Below are 18,200 nucleotides of genomic sequence, written 5' to 3'. Positions count from 1 at the left end.
AAATAGTTGGTTCGATGCAGTCAAGCAGGACCCGACAGTTTCCAATCGTTCAGAAAAGGTACGTTCATGACCCCCCTTCCCTCTTCCATGTTTGCGATCGTTCAAACTCATGATGGGTATTCGGGCAAAGCCACTAGTCCCAGCATCCAAAATGCGTCTGATTGGCTGGCCGAAACGGAAATGCCTGTGCCCGAGCCGGGCGCAGGACAGGTTCTGATCCGCCTGAGGGCATCATCGGTTAATCCGTCCGACCTGCATTTTATCAAGGGTGAATACGGGCAGCCTAGGGAAAAGGGATCTCCGGCTGGGTTTGAGGGATGTGGAGACGTCGTCGCCACCGGTGCCGGAGCCGAGGGTTTGCAGGGACAGCGCGTGGCATTCATGGCCACTCTTTCCGGTGCCTGGGCCGAGTACGCTCTGACCGATGCACAAATGTGTATTCCACTGCGCCCGGATATCTCGGATGACGATGGGTCAGCACAGATTGTGAACCCGATGACGGCCATGGCGATGGTCGATCTGGCGCGTCAGGCCGGAGATGCTTTTATTGTATCTGCCGCAACCAGTCAGTTGGGCAAGCTTATGTGCAGCCTCGGTCGCGATCTTGGGCTCAAGCCGATTGCGATCGTGAGACGCGCTGAGACCGTTGCTGCATTGAAAGAGCTGGGCGCTCATGACGTGCTGGTAACATCAGACCCCGACATGCTGCAGAAATTCGCAGCGCTTAGCAAAGAGTTTAAACCTCGGGTCTTTCTGGATGCCGTCGCCGACCAGATTTCCGAACAGATTTTCTGTGCGATGCCGAAAGGTGCGCGCTGGGTGTGTTATGGCAAGCTCAGCCCTGAACTGCCCAAACTAACGCAGACGGGACAGCTCATCTTTATGGGTAAGAAAATCGAAGGGTTTTGGCTGACACGATGGATGACAGCGACGCCTCGCGAAGATGTGGTACGTGTCGTTGCCGAGGTTCAGGCCCGCTTTGCGGACGGGCGTTGGAAAACAGATGTTTCAGAAAAGCTCACATTAAAAAATGTTATGTCCGGGCTGGTCGATGCACTGCAAAAGAGTGACGGAAAGGTAATTATCACGCCATAGTAGTACAAACCCCGGGCTAAGGAGGAGGCCCGGGATCTAAATGAACCCGGAGCAACCGGTATAGGGAGGTGAGTTTGGATAATGCGCAGCTGCTGATTAGCGGGCTGGCGAATGGCTGTGTCTATGGGCTGATCGCGCTCGGATTTGTTCTGATTTACAAGGCGACCGAGGCAGTGAACTTCGCACAGGGTGACCTCATGATGCTGGGCGCCTTTGTTACCATCGGGCTTACAAATGCCGAATATATGGGGCTGCCTTTTTGGCTGGCCTTGCCGATCTCGTTGGGGATCATGGGCGCGCTGGGGTACTTGCTGGACCGGTTGATCATTCGGCGACTTTTCGGGGAAAGCCAGACGGCCGTGGTCATTCTGACCATCGCCCTGGGCTTTGTAATCCGCTTTGTGGCCGGTCTGATCTGGGGGCACGAACCGCAGACGCTACAGAATCCACTGGCCGGAAAAGAAGTGCATTTCGGCGGCCTTGTACTGGGGATGGAGGACGTGGCGGTTATCGTCGTGACCGTTCTGCTGACCTGGGGGCTGTACCAGTTCTTCAGTCGCACCAAGCTTGGGCTTGCAATGCAGGGTGCCTCACAAAATCAGCTGGCGGCCTATTATATGGGAATCCCGGTAAAACGAGTGCAGGGTTTCATCTGGGCGTTGGCCGGCATGGTTGCGGGTATCGCAGGCATTTTGTTTGCCGCCAAAGGATCCGTGGACCCGGCAACCGGACTTCTGGGCATTAAGGCCTTCGCCGCTGCGGTCATTGGCGGATTCGGAAGTTTACCTGGAGCATTGGCTGGAGGTTTGATCGTTGGCGTAATCGAACCGTTTGCCAGTCGCTATATCGCTGCTGGGTACAGTCAGATTGCACCTTATGCGCTGTTGTTGGCTGTCCTAATCTTTCGCCCCAATGGGCTGTTCAGCCAAGTTAGGGTCAAAAAGGTTTAAGCCATGCGGATCATTTTCAAGACCAGTTACATGCAAGATATCCGGCCTTGGAAAGACCGGTATCAACTGAGCCTATACCTGATCCTTCTAGGCGTCGTGATCGCCGCTCCATGGTGGTTGGACGCATTCTATCTGGGTGAGCTGACAAATGTTTTGATCTGGGCGATTGCAGGTCTTGGGTTGATGATACTGACCGGCCATACCGGACAGGTCAGCCTTGGGCATGCGGCTTTTATGGCTTTTGGGTGCTATGCGAATATCATCTTGATAGAGGCAGGCTTGCCATTCCTGCTGGCCTTCCCGATCGCCGGTATCCTGACCGGGATAGCAGGGGTGACCGTTGCTATCCCGGCCCTGCGCCTTCACGGTATCTACCTGGCAATCTTTACCATGGCCCTATCGATCCTGATGGATGACGTGATTGTCCTGGCCGAGCCGATCACCGGCGGGGTCGCCGGTAAATATATCGGCGGGGTCGAGATATTTGGATTCATGGTCGATCGCTGGGCTACGCCGGTCCAATTCTTCTGGCTGGTGCTTGCAGTCGCGGTTCTGGTCACTCTGGGCTATATCAACCTGCTGCGCGCACCGCTTGGGCGCAGTTTCATCGCCGTGCGAGATTCTGAGGTCTCGGCCCAGGCGATGGGTGTTGATATTGCGCAAACCAAGATGATCTCATTTGCCCTGTCCTGCGCTGTGACCGGCTGGGCAGGTGCTCTGATGGGTATGTTCTCGGGCGCGTTCAATAACGAGACATTCAGCGTCCTAATCTCAATTCAGTTGCTGATGATGATCGTGATCGGTGGTCTGGGCTCAATCCACGGGGCATTTCTGGGCGCTGTCGTCATAGGGTTTCTGCCGCAATTTTTGTCGATCGCAAAAGAGTATGTCGGCGCAGTTTTCGGGGGCAGCACCGTCGCAATTCCGGGATTGGAATTTGGAATCTTCGGCATGATCCTGATCGCCTTTATCCTGTTTGAGCCCATGGGGATGTATGGACGTTGGCTGAAAATCCGGACATGGTTCGAACTGTTTCCCTTCTATCGCAAGGACATGTTCAAACGTCAGAAATCCTATCTCAAGACGGAGCGTCTGAGATGAGCCTGCTTAAATTTAAGAATGTCACCTTGAAATTTGGTGGCGTCACGGCTGTGAACGACCTGTCCTTTTCAGTCGAAGACGGCGAGGTTTTTGCCATAGTCGGCCCCAATGGCGCGGGTAAATCGACCGTTTTCAATCTGATCTCGCGCTTTTATGAACCAATAGAGGGTTCAATCCGGTATGACGGGCATGACTTGCTGCAGGTGAAACCGTCCGGCGTTGCAGCTTTTGGTGTTGCGCGGACGTTTCAGAATATCGAACTGTTCGAACACGCCACTGTTCTGCAGAACCTGCTGGTCGGGCGTCATCGGCACCGCAAGACAAAACTTTTATCCGAGGTGCTGTTCCTGCCGTCGGCCCGGCGGCAAGAGATCGAAAACCGTGAAAAGGTTGAAGAAATCATCGATTTTCTTGATCTGCAGGCCTATCGCGACAAGATGATATCAGGCCTACCTTACGGTGTGCGCAAAGTGGTTGAAGTTGCCCGCGCCCTGGCCACCGATCCCAAGTTGTTACTGCTGGATGAACCGGCCTCGGGGCTGTCGGTCGAGGAAACGACCGATATGCGCTGGTGGATAGATGATATCCGGCGGCAGATGGGGATTACGGTGCTGATGGTCGAACATGACATGGCTTTGGTCTCGGGCGTCTCGGATCGGGTCCTTGCAATGGCGGATGGGGCAATGCTCGCACTGGGAACCCCTGCGCAGGTGCAGTCACACCCGGCAGTGGTTGAGGCCTATCTGGGGAAAGTGTCATGAGCGATCCGATCCTGACCATTCGCAATGTCGAAAGTTTTTACGGGCCAATCATGGCAATCCGGGGCGTGTCGCTGGATGTGCATCCTGGTAAAATCGTGTCGATCCTTGGGGCCAATGGGGCCGGCAAGACCACATTGATGAAAACCGTGTCCGGCGTAATGGACCCGGAAAAGGGCAAGATCAGCTTTGACGGGGTCGAAATTCAAGGGGCTGAGCCACATAAAGTTGTGCAGAAAGGCGTCGTCCACGTACCCGAAGGGCGCGAAGTATTCCCCCTTTTGACCGTGGATGAGAACCTGAGTCTCGGGGCCTATACCTCGTCGGACCGGGGACAAATTGATCATGATCGCGATCTGGTTTTTTCATACTTCCCGATCCTGAAAGAACGCCGCAATCAAGAGGCGGGGACCTTATCCGGAGGCCAACAACAGATGTTGGCAATCGGGAGGGGGTTGATGGCAAATCCAAGGATCATGTTGCTGGACGAGCCGTCTCTGGGCCTGTCCCCTTTGCTTGTGCAAGAGATTTTCGGCATCCTGAAGCGCCTGAATGATGAGCAGAACATGACGATGATGCTGGTTGAACAGAATGCCAATGCTGCGCTGGAACTGGCGCATCACGGCTATGTCATGGAGGTCGGGCGCATCGTCATGGATGGCCCCGCGGATGAGCTGATGCAGTCTGAAGACATCCAGAACTTCTATCTGGGCGTGCAGGAAGAAGGTGCGCGTGAAAACCGCCGCTGGAAACGCAAGAAGACGTGGAGGTGAGCGCATGAATATAAGCACCCTGCCCTCTCAGATCATGATTAATGGTGTTCAGTACAACGCAAACCCCGGTCAGCGACCTGTCTATGTGGATGAATGCACAACCATCGGCCAGCTGTTTCAAAAGCGCTGCGCCGATTTGGGCACGCGTACTGCACATCGTGAGAAAGATTTCGGTATCTGGAAATCCTATTCATGGGCAGATTACTGGCAGCACGCAAAATGGATCGGCCTCGCCCTGCAAAAACTGGGGTTGAAACGTGGTGAAGTCGTTTCGATCCTGTCCGAGGACCGAAAAGAATGGGCTTGGTTCGATATGGGCATTCAGGGCGTCGGTGGGATCGCCTCGGGCATCTACACGACGGATGCGGCCGCCCAGGTGAAATACCTGATCAATGACAGTGACAGCCGGTTTCTGGTGGTCGAAAACGAAGAACAGCTGGACAAGTTCCTTGAGGTCGAAGTGGATTTGCAGACCCTTTTGAAGGTCATCATCCTCGAGGATGAAGGTCTGCATGATCTGGACCATGACCGCTGCATGATGATCAGCGATCTTTATGAGCTGGGTCAACAAGTCGAGATGGAAGAGCCCGACCGTTTTGATGCGGAAATCGCGCTGGCATCCCCGCAGGATACCGCCCTGCTGGTCTATACATCGGGCACCACGGGCAAGCCAAAAGGCGCAATGCTGAGCCATGAGAACATCCTTGCCGCAATCGAGGCCGGGGCCCATGCTCTGCCCGCATTGGAAACTGATGAGCAGCTGTGCTTTTTGCCGCTCTGCCATATCCTCGAACGCGATGTTTCCATCTATTTCCCGCTGGCGACGAAATCCGTCGTCAACTTTGCCGAAAGCCCCGAGACGGTGTTCGCCAATCTGCAAGAGGTCTCGCCCTCGACGTTCACGGCGGTTCCGCGGGTCTGGGAGAAGATCTATTCGCAGGTTCAGATCCTGAGCCAGGACGCCACCGCAACCGGGCGCGTGGCCTTTGGACTGGCGGTCAAGGCGGGGCTGGCACGGGCCGAATACATTCTGGCGGGCAAGCCGGTTCCGGCAGGTGTTGCCGCGCAATACTGGCTTTGGGACCGTCTGGTTCTGCGCAATCTGCGCCGGATGCTGGGGTTGGACAACATGCGACGCGGTGGCAGCGGCGCGGCCCCGATCTCGGCTGATTTGCTGAAATGGTATTGGGCCATTGGCGTGCCTCTGGTCGAAGGGTTCGGTATGACCGAAACCTCGGGTCTGGCGACGCTGAATACGCTCGGCAATAACAGGATCGGAACCATTGGAAAGGCTGTGCCCGTTAATGACGTCCGTATTTCCGAAGGCGGAGAGATTCAGCTTAAAGGGCTGAACATCTTTCAGGGCTACTGGCGCAACAACGCCAAAACAGCCGAGACTTTCACTGCCGATGGTTGGTTGCGTACTGGTGATATGGGCCAGATCGACCAAGACGGTTTCGTGACCATTACGGGTCGCCTCAAAGATCTTATCATCACGGCGGGCGGCAAAAATATCGCCCCGGCCGAGATTGAAAGCCGTCTCAAGTTCAGCCCCTTTATCTCGGACGCAGTTGTAATTGGCGATAAGCGCAAGTTCCTGACTGCACTAATCATGATTGATCAGGAAAACGTGGAGAAATTTGCGCAGGATCGAAAGGTCCCCTTCTCGAATTTCGCCTCTCTTTGTGCCTCCGCCGAGGTTCGGGACCAGATCAAAGACGAAGTGGGTGCCGCAAACAAGGATTTCGCAAGGGTTGAGCAGATCAAGGATTTCCGCCTGATAGATGTTCTGCTGACGGCAGATGATGACGAACTGACGGCCACAATGAAGCTCAAGCGCAGCTTTGTGGAAAAGAAACACGAACATCTTATTGAAGACATGTACAATTAGACAAAACGTTATCCAAAGGGAGGATTGTAATGAGGAATCTGATTAAACGGCTGTCCGCTGCCACAGTTTTGACGGCTGTCGCGACACTCTCCAGCGCCCAGACACAGGGTGTTACGGATGATGAGATCGTAATCGGCTCGGTAAATGATCTGAGCGGTATCTTCGCCGCTGTTGGTGTCCCAGCCACCAAAGGCGCCAATGTGGTGTTCGACCGCGTGAACGCTGCAGGTGGTGTTCACGGTCGGACCATCCGTTTTGTGGTTGAGGATAATGGCTATCAGATGCCGCGCGCGATGCAGGGCTACAACAAGTTGCTGAACCGCGACAAGGTGTTTGCGATGTTGCAATCTCTGGGTACGCCGATGAACCTGGCCGGATTCAAACTGCTGGATCCCAAGGGCATTCCGAATGTCGCGCCTTTGACGTCGTCGCAGAAAATGCTGCAAGAACCAGTGCGCAACAAATTCACGTCCTTTTCCACCTATTTCGATCAGGCGCGTGTCGGCGTGAACTATCTGGCCAGCGAATTCGGATCGCAAACAGTCTGCACCATGTATCTGCCCACCGATTTCGGCGAGGAGATTCTGGAAGGCAGCAAGGCGGGTGCCGAAGAGGCTGGGATCGGTTTTGGCACAGAAACCACCCACAAGCCCGATGAGACCGATTTCGTGGGCTCTCTGAGCAAGCTCAGAGATGAAGGCTGCGACATCGTCACCATGGCCCTTGGGGTTCGGCAGGCGATCACTGTGGTTGGCACCGCCAAAAAGATGGGTCTAACGGATATGAAATTCTTGGGAACATCAGCCAGCTTCCTGACCGTCGTTGCCCAGGTGCCGGGTGGCGTGACGGATGGTTTTTATGCCGCCGCCTCATGGCTGGACTTGTGGGCCCGCGCGGATCAACCGGCCCCTGCAGCCTTCATCGAAGAGTATAAGGCTGCAACAGGCGAAGACCCCGTTGGATTTGCGATGTTGGGCTATTCTGCGGCTGAAATGATGGTTAAGGCGCTGGACGCCGCCGGCCCCGATCTGACTCATGACAGCTTTATCGCTGCGATGGAGACACTCGACTACAACGACGAACTGGTTGGAAATCACATCTCGTTTTCTCCGGACGACCACCAAGGTGCTGACACGGTGTTTGTGAGCGTTGTTGAAAACGGTGCTTGGAAGCTGGTCCACGAAGAGTAACGTCTGAAAAACAGAGTTTGATCAGCATTCAGGCGTTAGAAACCACGAGCCGTCCGTTCCAATACGGACGGCTTTTTCATTTTGTTTTGGGCTATCCACCTGCGGATAATTGGTTCCAATGCAAAACCGCTATAGTTAGGCGAAATGGAAAAAACTCGAATCGAAAATCTGTTGTCGTTGAAAGATCGTAAGATCATCGCGCAGGGTAATCGGCAATTTGTCTATCAACACCCTGATCTGCCGGACACTCTTCTGAAGATCCCGCAACCTCAGACGATAGATGACGAAGCTCATCTTGTGACGGATACCTGGTTTGATCGGATGTTTCGACGCTCGACGGCGTTCAAAGGATTTCTGCGCGAGTTTCACGAGTCGTTTGATCTTATGGTGCGTCACCAGAAATCCGCTGCTCCTATCCCCGTATGTGAGGTGCGAGGTGTGGTTCAGACGGACCTTGGTCTGGCGCTCATGTACGAGCGGATTTCCGAGCCTGACGGACAGCTATCGCCCAGCCTTATTGGTTTGGTCCAAAGCCGTCGCCTTATGCCGCATCACTTGGATTCTTTGAACGCGCATTTTGACATTTTGGTCAAAGAGAACGTTTTGGTCAGTAACCAGAACCCCGGCAACATCGTCTATCAGACGTTGGCCGACGGCTCAGGACGATGGGTCTGGATAGACAGTTTCGGAAATAAGCAGGCGATCCCAGTTCGCAGGTGGTTCCCAAGCCTGAACAAACGAAAGATCGACCAGACTCGGCAGAAATTCCTTGCTTTGGCTCAACAGGCTTTAGGACGTGAAGCGGACTGACAAATCCGTGTTGGAGTGACTTTCTTTTCGTCTCACGCTTGACGTGTGCGGGCTGTTAATCTCAACATTCAGAAATGTTTTTTGTGCGTCCTCGTCATTACAACGATAACGGGACCAATTCGGTAAATGGTATTCTAGGTAGTTAGATAAAAAATGCGGTCAAAAATTCTGAACTTTCTGATCATCGTGATGATCTCTGCAACGCTTCTTGCTGGTGTGGAGCTGGGCATCCGTTGGCTGTCACCACAAGGCGTTCTGACAACATATCCAGAGGGTGGTCCACTTGGATTAAAGGACCCGGTCGTCGGGCATACGAACAGGCCAAACACTGTCGTCGCCATCAATGCACCAGAGTTCACGGTCGAGTATAAAGTCGACGAAAACGGGTTTCGTGAAACCCGCTTTCCAGCCAGTGCATTAGACGATGGAAAAACCATCAAGATCCTGTTGCTGGGAGATTCCTTTACCTTCGGCGCATCAAATGAGCTGGGCGATATCTGGCCAGAACTCTTGGCCCAGAAGTTCCTGGATCAAGGCATGCCTGTTCAGCTGATCAACGCAGGTGTTCCGGGATATAACACATCTCAACAGGCGCTGTATCTCGAGCGGTTAAGCGAAAAATATGACCCTGATATCGTGCTGGTTACCTTTCTTCCCAATGATATGTTCGCAAATGAGCCCATTCGGACCGTTGATGGCGTTGATGTCGCCTTTAGCGATGTCAGCTCGGTTGTAGGCTCGGGGAATATCAAGAAATCCTCGCTACACTCGGTTACGCTGTTAAAGCGAATGCTGATGGCGAACGATCAGACCTATACCCAACTGTACCTGATGACGCCGCGAAAGGCCTTTTTCACCACCCCGATGAGCGATCTGTTTCAAGCCAAAGTCGAGACGACAAAGCAGGTGTTTTCCCGCATGGCAGCCTTCACTCAGTCGCAGGGATCCGAGCTTGTGGTCGTGTCTGTCCCACAGTTGTTTCAGGTTCTTCAGGCCGCGAAAACATCTTCCGATCCCGAGGTCGATCCCGGCCTACCCGACCGCCTAATGGAGGGTGTGGTGGCCGAGCAAGGATTTCAGTGGCACGAAGCGCTGCCCTACCTCGCCGAGGAATACGGCACCAAGGGTGAAGACCTGTATTTCCGATACGATGGCCATCTGAATGCGGACGGCAACAGGGTTCTGTCCGAATTCATGTTCCAGATTCTGGCCCCGCTGATCGAAACCAAAACAGCCGGCTGAGTTCGACAACAGATTCGGCACCCCAAATCCTTATCAACAAAAGAAAAACGGCCGCAACATTGTGCGGCCGTTTGAAACAGTCTTAAAAGTTCGTACGAGCGATTAACGCTTGGAGAACTGGAACGAACGACGCGCTTTGCGCTTACCGTATTTCTTACGTTCCACAACGCGGCTGTCGCGGGTCAGGAAGCCAGCGGCTTTCAGTGCGCCACGCAGGCTGGGATCGTACAGCTGCAGCGCTTTCGACACGCCGTGCTTGACCGCACCGGCCTGACCGGTCAGGCCACCGCCTTTGACGGTTGCGACAACGTCGAACTCACCTTCTACGCCGGCAACCTGGAACGGCTGGCGCAGGATCAGCTGCAGAACGGGGCGTGCAAAATATACGTCCTGGTCTTTGCCGTTCACGGTGACCTTACCGGAACCCGGCTTGATCCAAACACGGGCAACAGCGTCTTTACGCTTGCCGGTGGCATAGGCACGACCCAGTTCGTCGCGTACGGGTTCACGCACGATGACTTCTTCGGCCACAACTTCAACGCCTGCTACGGCGCTCAGCTCTTCGAGAGTATTGATCTGATCAGCCATGGTCATTAGCTCCGGGTGTTTTTCTTGTTCATGGATGCAACATCCAGAACTTCGGGCGCTTGCGCCTCATGGGGATGCTCGGCACCGGCATAAACACGCAGGTTGGTCATAACCTGACGCGATAGGCGGTTGCCCGGCAGCATGCGCTTGACCGCCTGGGTCACGACGCGCTCGGGGTATTTGCCCTCGAGGATCTGCTGCTTGGTGCGCGACTTGATGCCGCCCGGGTGGCCAGTGTGCCAGTAGAAGTTCTCTTCGCGCTTCTTGCCGGTCATCTGGATTTTGTCAGCGTTGATCACGATGACATTGTCGCCCATGTCCATGTTCGGGGTGAACGACGCTTTGTGCTTGCCACGCAGACGCATGGCGACGATCGAGGCAAGACGGCCCAGAACAACGCCCTCGGCGTCGATCAGGATCCATTTCTTGTCGATGTCTGCAGGTGTTGCAGAAAAGGTTTTCATGGCAGGATAGTCCTGTTTGATGTGAAAGACCGCCCCCATACGGAGCGGTCCGAATTCGATGGATGGGGTTTAAACCCACGCGAAAGGCGGGTCAATACACGCAAATCAGTTTTAACTTAGCAAAAACAATGTATTACAAAATAGGTATTATTTTACCCCATGTTTTTGCCAATCTTTTTCCGTCAATACCCAACGCATCCACTGCCCAGCCCCGGTACCAAGAACAAGTTGCTGGGTATCAACGTACCGCGCCCCAAGTTTCGCGGTCCCTTTTTGTGATCGCAAGTTGGTTGGGTCGATATGAAACCAGACCTCATCCAGTTCGCCGAACACCTGATTTACCATCAGCGATTTGATCGCCCGATTGCTGGCTCCGCCCCAGTGATCACGGGTGATAAAGCTGTATCCGATGCCGATGCCCCCGGGAACTTCGGGAGGCTCATAATAGCGAGAGCACCCGATGACCCGGCCTGTCGCCTCTTCGCGTACTGTCACTGACCCACCTGCGCTCAACAGAAAATCGAAATAAGGGGCGAAAACTTCTTTCTGATGGCGGGATTTGGCGGGATGCCCGGCCCAAATCAACGGATCGCTGGCTGCAAGGTGCAGGTCTTCGAAGTCACTTTTGAGCATCGGTGTGACGACAAATCCCCTGCCCCGCATTTCCCGAATATCCATTAAGCGTCCCCTTACACCGAAATCTGTTCGGGTGGATTATCCAGCAGACGCCTGAGACGCTGCATCGCGTCCTCGAATTGATCCAACGATACATGCCCGTTCATGGCTATGCGAACCGCATTGGGTGCGCGCCCGTCACGCAAAGCAAACTCATCGGCAGACCGCAGTTGAATTCCCTCTCGCTCGGCTGCGCGGCTGAACGCAGCTGCTCGCCAACCAGAAGGCAAGTTCAGCCAGACAAAAGGTACATCTGAGGCCCAGTTCAGGTCGAACCCACCCAGGGCGTTTACGGCCACGCGCACATATTCCCCCATCCGGGTCCGGACATCTTTTGCGATTTGGCGCGTCCGCGGATCAGACAACATCAGCCGCGCCAGTTCGGCAAGCGGCTGAGCAAGGCCAAAATAGCCATATTCCGCTGAACGGCGCAGATCAACGCTGCGCTCGCGCGGCGCTATGGCAAACCCGACACGCAGTGCGGGCGTCAAGATCTTCGAGATCGACGACACATGCCATCCCCTTTCCGGCGCCAGGGCGCGATAGCTGGGCGCTCTTGCATCACCCATGCGGTAGCAGTCGTCCTCGATTATCTGGACGCCGAACCGCCGCGCGATTTCCACAACTTCTTTGCGGCGTTCCAGCGGTGTATGTGAGCCGGTCGGATTTTGAACCTCGGGTGAGACACATATGGCCTGCGCCGCCGACTGGCGAAGGACATGCTCCATAGCGTTTGGATCCACGCCCCATTTGTCCATCTTTACGCCAATGACCTCTGCACGCATCAACTCACCGGCGCGTCGGAACCCTGCGTATGACAGATCCTCGACCAGAACGATCGGCTTTGGTCCTCGTAATATGGTCTGAAATACAAGGCAAAGGCCGTTTTGTCCGCCGTGGGTCAGAACGATATCGTCCTGCGAAATTGGTCCCAATGGCAAATCGGAAAGCCAATCTACAACAGCCTGTCGCATAGGTTTATACGCATCGCGAGTTGGATAGTTCATAAACAGGCGTGGATCGGATTGTGCCACTTTCTGCATACATTCGCGGATCAGGGCCACCTGCCCCATATCGGCAAGCCTCGGGCTGAACAGGCTGACATTGGCGTCATATTTGTCATCTCTGAGATGAAGTTGCCGAGCCCAGACATCATCGAGCAGAGGCGCCTTGGGCGGGGCCACAAATGTACCACGTCCTACTTCGGCACTGAGCAGACCTTCGTCTGTGAGTATCGTATAGGCGCGCGCAACGGTGCCCGGTGTGATTTGTAACCTATAGGCAAGTTCCCGCACCGGCGGCAGCTTTGTACCGACTTCCAAAATATTGTTATCTATAGCTTTTCGAATTGTATCGGCGACCAGTGTATATTTTGGCCCTTTGGATTTAGGCAGTGACTCTGGCCAAATTGTATCCATTACAATTCTTCCTTTGATTGCAGCACAATTCTGAATGTATCAAGTGTTCATACCGAACATATTACGTTTGTGTCAATACAATTTGAAAGGAACCCGAAGATGACACGCGCAATGCACAACCCCGCCCTGATAGCGCTTAACGACAGCCCCCGGCTGCCGCTGATTGCCGCACTGGCCGTGCGGTTTGCGGCGACGGTCACAAAATGGGAGCGGCAACGCCGCAGCCGAATTAACTTGTCCAATCTCGATGACAGGCTGCTGAAGGATGTGGGCCTGACTAATTATCAGGCCAGACGAGAGATCGAACGCCCTTTTTGGCAGGGCTAGGTAATCCCCAGTCCCTATATGGGACCTCTTCCTTGGCCGGGTTTATCCCGGCCATTTTTTCACCCAAAAGCTGCCGCAGCTGACCCCTCTGGTGGTAAAGAATAGGTCATCGTTGCGCGAGCGACGGGTTTGTCTGACCCTTCCGAAAATATTAGAACGTCACCTACGGCAAGGGTTTTTCCTAGCTTCAGCAAGGTGCAGCGCGCAATCAAATCTGCATTTCCATCCGGTTTACGCATGAAGTCCATTGAACAACCGGTTGTCACGGCCAGAGATTGCTGGCCCCTGCGCGCCAGGATCAGTGCGTAAACGCTTACATCAGCTAATCCAAACATAGACGGCCCCGAGACAGTCCCACCGGGGCGCAAATGACGATCGCCAACGGCAAGTCTCATGACGATGGACTCTTCGGTCAGATCCTGGACCGAATAGTCCTGACTGACCTGGGGGAAGATTTGGCTCATATAATCCTCCAGTTCCTCCCGATTCATTGCCAATGACATACTTCCCCTCCTGGATTTGCCGACCTAGAGTTGGCCTCACATCAGATCGGAGGGCAAGATGGGAATTCTGGAACGAAATGACGCAGACGCCGTGGCTAGGCTTACAATGAATGCGCCAGACCGACTCAATGCCCTAAGTGACGAAATGCTGGCTGCGCTACAGACTGAACTTGATGCCCTGCGCGAAGACAGTTCCATCCGGGCGGTGATCCTTTCTGGTAAAGGCAAAGCTTTTTGTGCGGGTCATGATCTGAAACAGATGACAGCTGGGCGCCAATCTGAAGACGGCGGCAAAGCCTATTTTCAGGACCTTTTCAATCGCTGTGCGAAAATGATGCTTTCAATTCAGTCGCTTCCGCAGCCGGTTATAGCCCAGGTGCACGGCATTGCTACGGCGGCCGGATGCCAGTTGGTTGCAACCTGCGATCTTGCTGTAGCTGCTGAAGGGACGCGGTTTGGCGTAAACGGTGTGAATATCGGGCTGTTCTGTTCGACCCCAATGGTTGCTCTTAGCCGAAACATTCCACGCAAACACGCCTTCGAGATGTTGACGACCGGGGATTTCATTCCGGCGTCACGAGCTGCTGAGCTGGGTCTTGTCAATCGCGTGGTGCCAGAAATGCTGTTGGAGCATGAGGCTGTTTCACTGGCCGAGCAGCTTGCCTCCAAACTGGGATCTGCCGTGAAAGTCGGAAAACAGGCCTTCTACCGCCAGTTGGATATGCCATTGGATCAGGCCTATTCCTATACCGGCGAGGTAATGGCTCAGAATATGATGCATCGGGATACCGAAGAAGGAATATCTGCATTTATCGGAAAAAGAGATCCAAATTGGAGCCAATAAGGAATTTGTCATGCATATTTTTCCGCAATGTCGCCATTTTTGGACTTTTCAAATGGGCGTTACTGTGGCAATGCTGAGACGAGGCTAAGGCCTTGAACACTTTTTGGGTCGCCGTGGGCGGAAGGTCCCTCCGAGCTGGTTTCTCTCACTGGCGCAGACATTCCCGCATCGGCGACCCCAAAAATCCCTTGAAAACATGATTTCCCGTGCGCCATCGCTGCTGTGTTGCGTTGCGATCTTCTGTGCCCTATGTGGCAGCTTATGACACAGAAATTGCATATCGTGGGCGGCGGCATGGCCGGGTCCGAGGCTGCCTGGCAGGCAGCGGAAATGGGCGTCGAGGTCGTGATTCACGAAATGCGCCCAAAAGTCGGAACTTTTGCGCATCAAACCGGCAACTTGGCCGAGATGGTCTGCTCGAACTCATTCCGGTCGGATGATGACGAACAGAACGCCGTTGGACTGCTGCATTGGGAAATGCGCGAGGCCGAAGGGTTGATCTTGAAAACGGCAGATGCGCACCGACTTCCGGCCGGGGGCGCATTGGCTGTAGATCGCGATCCGTTTGCGGAATCTGTGACGGCCAGGTTAAAGGCTCACCCCCTTGTCGAAATCACTGGCGAAGAAGTGACCGCCCTGCCCGATGACGGCCAGTGGATATTTGCCACCGGCCCGCTGACCTCTGCCGCTTTGGGTGACGCAATCCGCGCGGAAACCGGCGCCGAGTCGTTGGCGTTCTTTGATGCCATTGCACCAATCGTATATGCAGACAGCATCGACATGAGCAAAGCGTGGATGCAATCGCGGTATGACAAGGGCGAAACCGAAGAAGAGCGGACCGCTTATCTGAATTGCCCGATGGACAAAGACCAGTACGACGCCTTCATCGACGCCCTGCTGGCCGCCGATAAGACCGAGTTCCATGAGGGCGAAACCGCTGGTTACTTCGACGGCTGCTTGCCGATTGAGGTTATGTCGGAGCGCGGGCGTGAAACGCTGCGCCACGGGCCGATGAAGCCGGTTGGCCTGACGAACCCGCATCAGCCCGAGGTGAAACCCCATGCGGTGGTGCAGCTGCGCAGGGATAACGCCTTGGGAACATTGTTCAACATTGTCGGCTTTCAGACCAAGATGAAATACGGAGCGCAAACCGACGTGTTCCGCATGATACCCGGGCTAGAGAATGCCAGTTTCGCGCGGCTGGGCGGTATTCATCGCAATACGTTCATCAACTCTCCGACATTGCTGGATTCCCAGATGCGGCTGAAATCAAAGCCCAATATCAGGTTCGCTGGTCAGATTACCGGTGTCGAAGGTTATGTGGAAAGCGCCGCGATGGGTCTTTTGGCCGGACGCCTGGCTGCTGCCGAGTTGTTGGGCCGTACCGTTCCCGAAATTCCACAGGACAGTGCCATGGGCGCTTTGATCCACCACATCACTGGCGGTGCCGAGGCGAAGACATTCCAGCCTATGAACGTGAATTTCGGTCTGTTCCGCCCTGTCGATGGGTTGAAAGGCGGTCGGCGTGGCCGAAAAGACCGCTACAAGGCCTATACTGACCGGGCCAAGGAAGAATGGACCAAGTGGTTGGCGCATTGGTGACTGGACGGGTCCGGCCCCGACGTCCTAACATATCGGTATGAGCGATAAATTCCTAAAGGATGTCTATGGGCTGGATTCGCCTCAGGCGACCAAAGCACATTATCAAAAATGGGCCTCGTCTTATGATGATGAGGTTGGGTCAAACGGTTATGCGACCCCGGGACGTATCGCCCGGGCTCTCTGGTCGCAACTGCCCGAGCCCAAAACCCCAATTCTGGACTATGGCTGCGGTACCGGCCTGTCAGGTGTCGCGCTGAACGCGGTCGGGTTTGAGGTCGTCGATGGAATAGACCCCACCCCGCAGATGTTAGAGGGCGCCAAGGCCAAAGGGGTTTATCGCAACCTGATTAGCTTTGACATCGCAGATCCCAATCCGCTGCAGGCTGGCGCGTATAAGGTCATCACGGCGATCGGGGTTATCGGCGTCGGCGCCGCGCCACCTGAGACTTTGGATATGCTCATCAACGCTCTGCCGTCAGGTGGGGTTATTGCTTTTTCCTTTAATGATCATACACTTGAAGATCACAGCTATACCGTTCGCCTCAGTGATTGGCTGGATATGGGCGCGGCACGATTGCTATTCCGCGAATACGGCCCGCACCTTCCGGGAATGGACATGAAGTCTGACGTTTATATTGTTGAAAAAGTGTGACTTTAGTAACCAGATTTGCACCATCACCTACAGGACCGCTGCATCTTGGCCACGCTTATTCGGCAATGTTGGCCCATGATTTTGCAAAGTCGAAGGATGGCCAGTTTTTGCTGAGGATCGAGGATATCGACCGCTCACGCTCGCGTCCAGAATGGGAAACTCAGATTTACGATGATTTGCGCTGGCTTCGCCTGTCGTGGCCGGAACCGGTGCTCTGCCAATCCACGCGAGCTGCCGCCTATGATGCCGTGCTGGATAATCTGTGGTCGCGAGGGTTGCTGTACCCCTGCACCTGCAATCGAAAAGACATCGCTAACGCAGCCAGCGCCCCTCAGGAAGGGGCCCCGCTTCATGGACCAGATGGGCTTATCTATCCGGGGACCTGTCGTGTACGCTGGGGACAGCTGGGTTCAACGGAGCAACCGCGCCCTCTGGATGTTCCGTTGCGATTGGATATGGCGGCAGCTGTAGAACAAGCTAAAAGTCTGTTTCAGAACGATAATAACACCGCATCGTTTCAAGAGATCGGAGAAGGCCCGAGCGCGGAATCCGGTAAAGTCCGGTTCACCCAGGCCGAGATGTTGGACACGATCGGGGATGTCGTTCTGTCGCGTCGGGATATGGGGACGTCATATCATCTGTCGGTCGTTCTGGATGACGCTGCACAAAAAGTTACGCATGTGGTTCGCGGTCAGGATCTGTTCGAAGCCACACGTATCCACGTTCTGCTGCAGGCGTTGTTGAAGTTGCCGACGCCCATCTACCTGCATCACTGCCTGATACGCGATCAGGCCGGCAAACGGCTGGCTAAACGCGACGATGCGCGAGCCATTGCCAAGTTCCGCGAGGAAGGTGCGACGCCCGAAGATATTCGGGCGATGGTGGGGCTTTGACCGATCAAGCCATAGGGGTCATGATTTCGACCTCGTCCCCGTCTCTGACCGCTGTGTAGAAACACGACCGACGGTTGGTGTGGCAGGCCGGGCCGGTCTGGCGCACAAGGACAAGCAGGCAATCCCGGTCGCAATCCACGCGGAGATCAACCAATTCCTGCACATGGCCCGAGCTTTCACCCTTGATCCAGAACGACTGACGCGAGCGGGACCAATAGGTAACGCGTCTGGTTTCGAGCGTCTTTTCAATGGCGCTCTGGTTCATCCAGGCCATCATCAATACCTCGCCCGTATTTTCGTCCTGAGCGATGGCTGGAATCAGCCCAGCCTCGTTGAATTTCAAACTCGATGCATCGAACGCGACTGAGGAAGACATGACAAAAACCTTTTGCATCCCGGTGGATGGCCACTATGTATTGGGAAC

Annotated in this window: 20 protein-coding genes; 14 read left to right on the top strand and 6 right to left on the bottom strand. The window is 54.7% G+C overall.

All coding sequences use genetic code 11. The annotated features are described in order from the left end of the window. Positions 1-66: 66 nt before the first annotated feature. The 9 genes from AC2FH6_RS02265 (at position 67) to AC2FH6_RS02225 (ending at position 9,810) form a co-directional block, all read left to right on the top strand. A complete protein-coding gene (locus tag AC2FH6_RS02265) occupies positions 67-1,095 on the top strand; it encodes a zinc-binding dehydrogenase (RefSeq protein ID WP_496701009.1) in 1,029 nt (342 codons plus the stop codon). Between the two features lie 74 nt (positions 1,096-1,169). Continuing rightward, positions 1,170-2,045 (top strand): branched-chain amino acid ABC transporter permease, encoded by an 876-nt coding sequence (locus tag AC2FH6_RS02260; RefSeq protein ID WP_282027411.1) that lies wholly within the window; start codon positions 1,170-1,172, stop codon positions 2,043-2,045. 3 nt (positions 2,046-2,048) lie between these two features. Further along, positions 2,049-3,146 (top strand): branched-chain amino acid ABC transporter permease, encoded by a 1,098-nt coding sequence (locus AC2FH6_RS02255; protein WP_496701007.1) that lies wholly within the window; start codon positions 2,049-2,051, stop codon positions 3,144-3,146. Then, on the top strand, positions 3,143-3,907 hold the full coding sequence (locus AC2FH6_RS02250) for an ABC transporter ATP-binding protein (protein WP_496701005.1): 765 nt from the start codon (positions 3,143-3,145) through the stop codon (positions 3,905-3,907). The genes AC2FH6_RS02255 and AC2FH6_RS02250 overlap by 4 nt, the downstream gene beginning before the upstream one ends. After that, positions 3,904-4,677, top strand: a complete 774-nt coding sequence (locus AC2FH6_RS02245; RefSeq protein ID WP_496701004.1) for an ABC transporter ATP-binding protein — start codon at positions 3,904-3,906, stop codon at positions 4,675-4,677. The genes AC2FH6_RS02250 and AC2FH6_RS02245 overlap by 4 nt, the downstream gene beginning before the upstream one ends. Before the next feature lie 4 nt (positions 4,678-4,681). Further along, positions 4,682-6,568, top strand: coding sequence for an AMP-dependent synthetase/ligase (locus tag AC2FH6_RS02240; RefSeq protein ID WP_496701003.1), 1,887 nt, complete (start codon positions 4,682-4,684; stop codon positions 6,566-6,568). 29 nt (positions 6,569-6,597) lie between these two features. Continuing rightward, positions 6,598-7,758: an ABC transporter substrate-binding protein gene (locus tag AC2FH6_RS02235; RefSeq protein ID WP_281994628.1), complete on the top strand. Its 1,161-nt coding sequence runs from the start codon at positions 6,598-6,600 to the stop codon at positions 7,756-7,758. Positions 7,759-7,902: 144 nt separating this feature from the next. Beyond that, entirely contained in the window at positions 7,903-8,568 is a 666-nt protein-coding gene (locus AC2FH6_RS02230) for a YrbL family protein (protein WP_496700272.1), read from the top strand. Positions 8,569-8,721: 153 nt separating this feature from the next. After that, positions 8,722-9,810: an SGNH/GDSL hydrolase family protein gene (locus AC2FH6_RS02225; protein ID WP_496700271.1), complete on the top strand. Its 1,089-nt coding sequence runs from the start codon at positions 8,722-8,724 to the stop codon at positions 9,808-9,810. Between the two features lie 102 nt (positions 9,811-9,912). Here the strand turns inward: AC2FH6_RS02225 and rpsI are convergent, their stop codons facing one another. From rpsI to AC2FH6_RS02205, 4 genes are all read right to left on the bottom strand, one after another. Beyond that, a complete protein-coding gene (gene rpsI, locus AC2FH6_RS02220; RefSeq protein WP_271947073.1) occupies positions 9,913-10,398 on the bottom strand; it encodes a 30S ribosomal protein S9 in 486 nt (161 codons plus the stop codon). Between the two features lie 5 nt (positions 10,399-10,403). Next, complete coding sequence (gene rplM, locus AC2FH6_RS02215; protein ID WP_113790645.1) at positions 10,404-10,862, bottom strand: 50S ribosomal protein L13; 459 nt, start codon at positions 10,860-10,862, stop codon at positions 10,404-10,406. Positions 10,863-11,009: 147 nt separating this feature from the next. After that, positions 11,010-11,540, bottom strand: coding sequence for a GNAT family N-acetyltransferase (locus AC2FH6_RS02210; protein WP_496701000.1), 531 nt, complete (start codon positions 11,538-11,540; stop codon positions 11,010-11,012). Positions 11,541-11,551: 11 nt separating this feature from the next. Then, positions 11,552-12,955 carry an aminotransferase-like domain-containing protein gene (locus tag AC2FH6_RS02205; RefSeq protein WP_496700998.1) on the bottom strand — a complete coding sequence of 468 codons (1,404 nt, stop codon included), beginning with the start codon at positions 12,953-12,955 and terminating at the stop codon, positions 11,552-11,554. Positions 12,956-13,054: 99 nt separating this feature from the next. On the opposite strand from AC2FH6_RS02205, the gene AC2FH6_RS02200 reads away from it, so the two are divergent. Continuing rightward, entirely contained in the window at positions 13,055-13,282 is a 228-nt protein-coding gene (locus AC2FH6_RS02200; protein ID WP_142633870.1) for a DUF1127 domain-containing protein, read from the top strand. A 59-nt stretch (positions 13,283-13,341) separates the two neighbouring features. Here AC2FH6_RS02200 and AC2FH6_RS02195 read toward each other — a convergent pair whose 3' ends face one another. Then, positions 13,342-13,785: a PaaI family thioesterase gene (locus AC2FH6_RS02195; RefSeq protein WP_142633872.1), complete on the bottom strand. Its 444-nt coding sequence runs from the start codon at positions 13,783-13,785 to the stop codon at positions 13,342-13,344. A gap of 58 nt (positions 13,786-13,843) precedes the next feature. Here AC2FH6_RS02195 and AC2FH6_RS02190 point away from each other — a divergent pair, with 58 nt between their 5' ends. The 4 genes from AC2FH6_RS02190 (at position 13,844) to gluQRS (ending at position 17,776) form a co-directional block, all read left to right on the top strand. Beyond that, a complete protein-coding gene (locus AC2FH6_RS02190; protein WP_282021264.1) occupies positions 13,844-14,629 on the top strand; it encodes an enoyl-CoA hydratase in 786 nt (261 codons plus the stop codon). Between the two features lie 261 nt (positions 14,630-14,890). Continuing rightward, the gene (gene trmFO, locus AC2FH6_RS02185) at positions 14,891-16,231 is read left to right on the top strand and encodes a methylenetetrahydrofolate--tRNA-(uracil(54)-C(5))-methyltransferase (FADH(2)-oxidizing) TrmFO (protein ID WP_496700997.1); all 1,341 of its coding nucleotides are present in this window, start codon (positions 14,891-14,893) and stop codon (positions 16,229-16,231) included. Positions 16,232-16,268: 37 nt separating this feature from the next. Further along, positions 16,269-16,883 (top strand): class I SAM-dependent DNA methyltransferase, encoded by a 615-nt coding sequence (locus AC2FH6_RS02180; protein WP_496700995.1) that lies wholly within the window; start codon positions 16,269-16,271, stop codon positions 16,881-16,883. Then, the gene (gluQRS, locus tag AC2FH6_RS02175) at positions 16,880-17,776 is read left to right on the top strand and encodes a tRNA glutamyl-Q(34) synthetase GluQRS (RefSeq protein WP_496700993.1); all 897 of its coding nucleotides are present in this window, start codon (positions 16,880-16,882) and stop codon (positions 17,774-17,776) included. The genes AC2FH6_RS02180 and gluQRS overlap by 4 nt, the downstream gene beginning before the upstream one ends. A 4-nt stretch (positions 17,777-17,780) precedes the next feature. Here gluQRS and hisI read toward each other — a convergent pair whose 3' ends face one another. Further along, positions 17,781-18,170: a phosphoribosyl-AMP cyclohydrolase gene (gene hisI / locus AC2FH6_RS02170; protein ID WP_496691259.1), complete on the bottom strand. Its 390-nt coding sequence runs from the start codon at positions 18,168-18,170 to the stop codon at positions 17,781-17,783. Positions 18,171-18,200 lie beyond the last annotated feature (30 nt).

Source organism: Ruegeria sp. CDSC045 (assembly GCF_059610725.1).
The sequence above is the reverse complement of the archived record's forward strand: the minus strand, read 5'-3'. Positions and strand labels throughout refer to the sequence as shown.